Below are 5,895 nucleotides of genomic sequence, written 5' to 3'. Positions count from 1 at the left end.
CCCCCACCCACCCGCACCCGCAGAACGGCCTTCGCGTTCCTCAGAGCCGGTCCAGCAGCCCGGCCAGGGCCCCGTTGAACTCCTCCGGCTGCTCCAGGTTCGGCAGGTGTGCCGCGGCTCGCACGACATGGAGCGCCGAGCCCGGGATCGCCTCGTGCATCGCCTTCGCCTGCTCCACCGGGGTGTACTCGTCGTCCTCGCCGACCACCACCAGGGTGGGCACGTCGATCCGGGTCAGGAGCTCGCGGTAGTCGGGCCGCTCCGCCCGCCCGCGCAGGGCCGCCGCGGCCCCCTCGGCGGGCGTCCCCGTCATCATGCGGCGCACGTGGGCCGCCACCTCCGGGCGGGCGTACGGGGCGACCATCTTGAACAGGACCTCGTCGGCGTACCCGGCCATCCCCTCGCGGAGCAGCCGGTCGGCCATCGCGTTGCGGGACTTCCTTCCGGCCGGTGTCTCCGCCGCCGGGAACGTGTCCGCCAGGAGCAGGCCCCGGACGCGCCCGGGGAACAGGCGGTAGCACTCCATGACGATCTGGCCGCCCATCGAAAGGCCGCCGAGGACGAATTCGGGTACCCGCAGATCGTCGAGGAGGGCCGCGACGTCCTCGGCGAAGACGGAGAGCGGGGTGATTCCCGGGACCACCGGCGAGGCGCCGTAGCCGCGCAGGTCCGGGACGATGACCCGGCGGCCCGGGGAGAAGGCCGCCACCTGAGGAGCCCACATCGTGTGGTCGAAGGGGTGGCCGTGGATCAGGACAAGGGGCAGAGCGGTGGAAGCATGCGTGCCTTTGTCCTCGTATGCGAGGAAGGGAGCCATGGAAGGGACCCTAGGCGCCGTCAACTCCTCGGTGCAATAGAATCTTTGCTCTCGGTGCAATGTGCGCAATGCGGAATGTGTGCTCAGGTGGAACGTGGACGCAGGCGAAACGTGGGCGCAGGCGGAGCGTGGGCGATGTGGAAAGGGGTGGGTGTGGAGGACTATCGGCGCATCGCCGACCGGCTGGCCGAGGAGATCTACTCGGGGCGGCTGAAGGCCGGTGAACGGCTGCCGCCGCAGCGGGTGTTCGCCCGCCGGCAGCACATAGCGGGGTCCACGGCGGGCCGGGTGTACGCGGAGCTGGTGCGGCGCGGGCTCGTCGTCGGCGAGGTCGGGCGAGGCACCTTCGTACGGGCCGCGCCGGTGCCGTCGGGCCGGGCCCTCGCCGAGGCCACGCACGACGGGTCCTCCCATGTGACCGTCAACCTGGAGCTCAACTACCCGTCCGTGGCCGGGCAGTCGGAGCTGCTGGCGGTCGGGCTCGCGCCGCTGCTGCGGCCCGACGTGCTGGGCGAGGCCACCCGTACCGTCCCGGCCACCGGCACCGCCGCCGCGCGCGAGGCCGTCGCGGGGCTGCTGGCCGGGCCCGGCTGGCGGCCCCGCCCGGAGCAGCTCCTCTTCGCGGGGAACGCGCGTCAGGCCATCGCGGGCGTCCTCGCCTCGCTGGTACGCCCCGGCGGCCGGGTCGGCGTGGAAGCGCTGACGTACCCGCTGGTCAAGGAGATCGCCGCGCGGCTCGGCTGCCCGCTCGTGCCGCTCGCCACGGACGAGGAGGGGCTGCGGCCCGACGCCGTCGTCGCCGCCCATCGCGCCGCCCCTCTCTCCGCCCTGTACGTCCAGCCGACGCTGCACAACCCCACCTCCGCGACCGCCACGGACGCGCGCAAGCGTGAACTGGCCGCTGTGGTACGCGACTTGGACCTGCCCGTGGTGGAGGACCGGGTCTGGTCCTTCCTCCACGAGGAAGGCGTGCCGCTCGCCGCCCACGCACCCGAGCGCGTCCATGTCGTCGACGGCCTGTCGAAGCGGGTCGCGCCCGGCCTGACCGCCGGTTTCCTCGTCGTGCCCGAGGAACGGGTCGGTGCGGTGGCCGGTGCGCTGCGGTCGGGCGGGTGGACGGCGGGGCGGTTCGCGCTGGAGGCGGGCACGCGGTGGATCGTGGACGGGACCGTCGAACGGCTCGTCGCGCGGAAGCGGGCGGACGCGGCCCGGCGGCAGCACGTCGTCGCGGAACTGCTCGCCGCGTTCACCGTACGGGCCGATCCGTACGCGTACTACGCCTGGTGGGAGCTGCCCGCGCCCTGGCGGGCCGACACCTTCACGGCTGCCGCCGCCGAGCGCGGTATCGCGGTCACGCCGGGGCCCGCCTTCGCGGTGGGACCGCAGGTCGCGCCGGACGCCGTCAGGCTCGGGCTCGCTTCCGTTCCTGTTCCGGTGCTGGGGCAGGCGCTGCGGGTGCTGCGCGACGTCGCGCGCGATGGTCCGTGAACCAGGTCGCCAGGGCCACCGTGAGACCGAGGGCGAGGATGAACCAGGTGGCCGTGCGCAGGGTCGAGGTGAGGGCGTCGTAGACCGCGCCCGCCGCCGCCCGGGAGACGTGCTCGGGCAGGCCGGCGAGGGTCAGGGCCCGTCCGACGACCGTGGCGAGGGCCAGCAGGGCGGCGCCCAGGGCCGTGCCGAGCGCGGTGGCCGTGACGGCACGGCGGCGGTGCACGGCCAGCAGGATGCCGCCGACGGCCAGGGCGACCGCCGCCAGGGGCAGCCAGAAGCCCGCGATCTCCAGCACGTGGAACCCCTTCCGCAGGGAGCTCAGCTCCTTGGCCCGCAGGACCGTGACCTCGGTGTGTTCGACGGGGATACGGCCGGCCAACGGCACGCTGTCGTCGGCCAGTTGAGCCTTGAGGCGGGCGGTGACCGGGGCCAGGTCGAGGGTGACGGCGCCCTGGCTGTCGCTGCGCAGGGCCCGCAGGACGGCGTGGTGCGCGGTCCGGTTCGCGGTGTTCCAGGCCGCGCGGAAGGCCGCCGTGCCGGTGAAGGACCGCACCGCCCGGTGGACGTACGCGCGGACCTCCCCCTCCAGCGGCCCCACCTCGACCTCGCTCATGATGCCGTCGGTGACCGTGTCCGCGATCGCGCCCTGTACGTCGGGTCCGGCGGCGAGCGGTGCCATCGTGTCGACGTACCGCCCGGTGTCGCCGACCTCGTACTTCGCCCACGCCGACAGGCCGCCCAGCGGTACGAGGACGCAGGCGAGCACGATCAGCAGCGCCGAGAGGACTTTCCGCACCCCTCAAGGAAGAACCCCGGCCGTGCCCGTTGCCGTCAGGGCACGGCCGGGGTGACTGCATCCGGACGCGGATTGCGTCCTTCCGGGGGATCCCCGCCGGGCACGTCGGGGACGCGCCGGGTCTTTCCGGACGGCCGGGTCACTTGCGGTTGTAGAGCCGCATCGTGACCGGGCCGAAGACCGCGACCAGCAGTCCGGCCCAGCCGAGCGACCACGCGATCTCGGCGCTCGGCCAGGAGCCGTCCATCAGGCCGCGCACCGCCGAGGAGACATGCGTGACGGGGTTGTTGTTGACGAAGGCCTGGAGCCAGCCCGGCATCGTCTCGGGGCGGACGAAGATGTCGCTGAGGAAGGTCAGAGGGAACAGGATCATCATGCTCACGCCCATCACCGACTTCTCCGTGCGCAGCAGCAGACCGAACATCGTCCACACCCAGGAGAAGGCGAACGAGAACACGATGAGCAGGACGACGCCCGCCACCACTCCCTGGACGCCGCCGTCCGGGCGGAAGCCCATGATCAGCCCCACCGACAGCATCACGACCGACGCGATCGTGTAGCGCAGGGCGTCCCCGAGCAGATAGCCGACGAGCGTCGACGGGCGCCAGATGGGCAGCGAGCGGAAGCGGTCGAAGACGCCCTTCTCGATGTCGATGTTGACCGAGAGGCCCGTGTACATCGTGATCATCACGACCGACATCACGAGGATGCCGGGGAGCAGGTACTGGATGTACTCCCGCGGGGAACCGGCGAGCGCGCCCCCGAACAGGTACGTGTACATCAGCACCAGCATGATCGGGAACGCGGTCACGTCGAAGAGCTGCTCGGGAACGTGCTTGATCTTGAGGATCGCCCGCCAGCCGAAGGTGAGGGACGTCCGCAGGGCGTTCGGGCGCGGTGGCCGGGCGCCGGAGACGAGGACCGCGGCGAGGCTCTCGGCGCGGACCGGCGCGAGGTCCGCGCTGTCGGTGGTGCCGGTGGTGCCGCTGGACTGGGTCGCGGTACTCATGCCGTGGCCTCTTTCTTCTGCTGCGTCTCGGGCTGTGTCCCGTGCTGCGTTCCGGGTGGGGTCCGGGTCTGCTCCGGCTTTCCGGTCAGGGCGAGGAACACCTCGTCCAGACTCGGCTGCCCCAGCGAGAAGTTGTCGACGGTGATGCCCGCGCGGGCCAGCTCGGCGAGGGCCAGGGAAGCCTTCTCGGCGGCCCTGCTCCCTCCCCCGGAGCCGTCCCCGACCCGGGCCGTCAGGGCCACCGGGTCCGGCTCCAGCTGGATGTCCGTGCCCAGGGCCTGCCGGAGCAGCCGCTCGGCGTCCGGGCGCCGGTCCGCGTCCCGCAGCCGTACGTGCACGGCTCCCGCGCCCACCGACGCCTTCAGCTCGCCCTTGGTGCCCTCGGCGATCACCTTGCCCTTGTCGATGACGGCGATCCGGGACGCCAACTGGTCGGCCTCGTCCAGGTACTGGGTCGTCAGCAGGACCGTCGTGCCCTGGGCGACGACCGCCCGCACGATCTCCCAGACCTGGTTGCGGCTGCGCGGGTCGAGGCCCGTCGTCGGCTCGTCGAGGAACAGCAGGTCCGGGGTGTTGAGGATGGACGCGGCGATGTCGATACGGCGCCGCATGCCGCCGGAGTAGTTCTTCACCTGGCGCCCTGCGGCCTCCGACAGGCCGAAGGCGTCCAGGAGTTGGGCCGCGCGGTCGTACGAGGCCTTCTTGCCGTGACCCGTCAGGCGGGCCAGCAGTACGAGGTTCTCGGTGCCGGTCAGGTCCTCGTCCACCGAGGCGTACTGGCCGGTGAGGCTCACCCGGCTGCGTACCGCGTCCGCCTCCCGTACGACGTCGTGGCCGAAGACGTGGGCCTGGCCGTCGTCGGGGCGCAGCAGGGTCGCCAGCATGCGTACGGTCGTGGTCTTGCCCGCGCCGTTCGGGCCGAGCAGGCCGTAGACCGTGCCCGCCTCGATGCGGAGGTCCACTCCGTCGACCGCGCGGGTGTCGCCGAAGGTCTTCACCAGACCCGCGGTCTCGATGGCCGGCCCGGCCCAGTGGCCGGTGCGGTTGCTGCTCGTCATGTCGGTCCGCCTGTCCGCGTCGGTCGTCTTCCGTGAGAGGTAGACCCCCGGGGCCGCGGAAACTCATCGGCGGCACGCGTATGCAGCGGCGGTGGCGGGGCGGGGCGGTCAGTTCTCGCGGGTGCAGTAGTGGTAGAACACGGCCGCGAAGACGCTCGCCGCGATCACCAGGGACAGGCCCGCGGACTTGAGGACGCTGGTGTCCGCGAGGCTGTGGAGGAAGCCGAACGAGATGCCTGCGAAGGCCGCCCACGTGAGGGCGCGCAGCTCGCGCGGGAGGCGGGGCGCGATGGCGTGGATGGCATACGCCAGCCCGGCGAACGCGAGGGCCGACACGACGCCCAGGAGGACGTTCCAGCCGGTGATCGGGCCTGCGTGGCGGTCGATGCCTGATGTCCAGAGGCCGTAGACGACGGCTCCGAGCGCGGGCAGCACGAGCTTCGCTGCGCTGGCCGGGTGCGTTGGTTTTGCCGGGTGCCTTGTGGTCGGGCCGGGTGTCGCTGGTGCCGTATGCGCCATGACAGCAGCACTCCTCTCATCCTCGCCCCTGCCTTCCAGGGCACACCTGGGGAGTACGAACGGCAAGTCGTGACGGCTTGTGCGGTGCGGTGCGGGTGGGTGGGGGCCGGCCGCGCAGTTCCCCGCGCCCCTAAAAAGCGGGGCTGCGCCCCGGCTTTTGTCCTTCAGGGGCGCGGGGAACTGCGCGCTCAGCCCCCACCCACCC

6 protein-coding genes are annotated in these 5,895 nt (G+C 72.3%); 1 reads left to right on the top strand and 5 read right to left on the bottom strand.

Annotated elements, in window-relative coordinates; translation table 11 throughout:
- Positions 1-40: 40 nt before the first annotated feature.
- Complete coding sequence (locus AOK01_RS38455) at positions 41-817, bottom strand: alpha/beta fold hydrolase (protein WP_055520055.1); 777 nt, start codon at positions 815-817, stop codon at positions 41-43.
- A gap of 153 nt (positions 818-970) precedes the next feature.
- On the opposite strand from AOK01_RS38455, the gene AOK01_RS38450 reads away from it, so the two are divergent.
- Complete coding sequence (locus AOK01_RS38450) at positions 971-2,305, top strand: aminotransferase-like domain-containing protein (RefSeq protein WP_055520053.1); 1,335 nt, start codon at positions 971-973, stop codon at positions 2,303-2,305.
- Here AOK01_RS38450 and AOK01_RS38445 read toward each other — a convergent pair.
- The 4 genes from AOK01_RS38445 to AOK01_RS38430 form a co-directional block, all read right to left on the bottom strand.
- The gene (locus tag AOK01_RS38445; protein WP_055520051.1) at positions 2,220-3,104 is read right to left on the bottom strand and encodes a hypothetical protein; all 885 of its coding nucleotides are present in this window, start codon (positions 3,102-3,104) and stop codon (positions 2,220-2,222) included. The genes AOK01_RS38450 and AOK01_RS38445 overlap by 86 nt on opposite strands.
- Positions 3,105-3,243: 139 nt before the next feature.
- On the bottom strand, positions 3,244-4,113 hold the full coding sequence (locus AOK01_RS38440; RefSeq protein WP_055520049.1) for an ABC transporter permease: 870 nt from the start codon (positions 4,111-4,113) through the stop codon (positions 3,244-3,246).
- Positions 4,110-5,171: an ATP-binding cassette domain-containing protein gene (locus AOK01_RS38435; RefSeq protein ID WP_055520047.1), complete on the bottom strand. Its 1,062-nt coding sequence runs from the start codon at positions 5,169-5,171 to the stop codon at positions 4,110-4,112. Before AOK01_RS38435 ends, AOK01_RS38440 begins: the two co-directional genes overlap by 4 nt.
- A 108-nt stretch (positions 5,172-5,279) precedes the next feature.
- Positions 5,280-5,606, bottom strand: a complete 327-nt coding sequence (locus tag AOK01_RS38430; protein WP_245702597.1) for a hypothetical protein — start codon at positions 5,604-5,606, stop codon at positions 5,280-5,282.
- Positions 5,607-5,895 lie beyond the last annotated feature (289 nt).

Source organism: Streptomyces aurantiacus (genome assembly GCF_001418335.1).
GTDB lineage: Bacteria > Actinomycetota > Actinomycetes > Streptomycetales > Streptomycetaceae > Streptomyces > Streptomyces aurantiacus.
The sequence above is the reverse complement of the archived record's forward strand: the minus strand, read 5'-3'. Positions and strand labels throughout refer to the sequence as shown.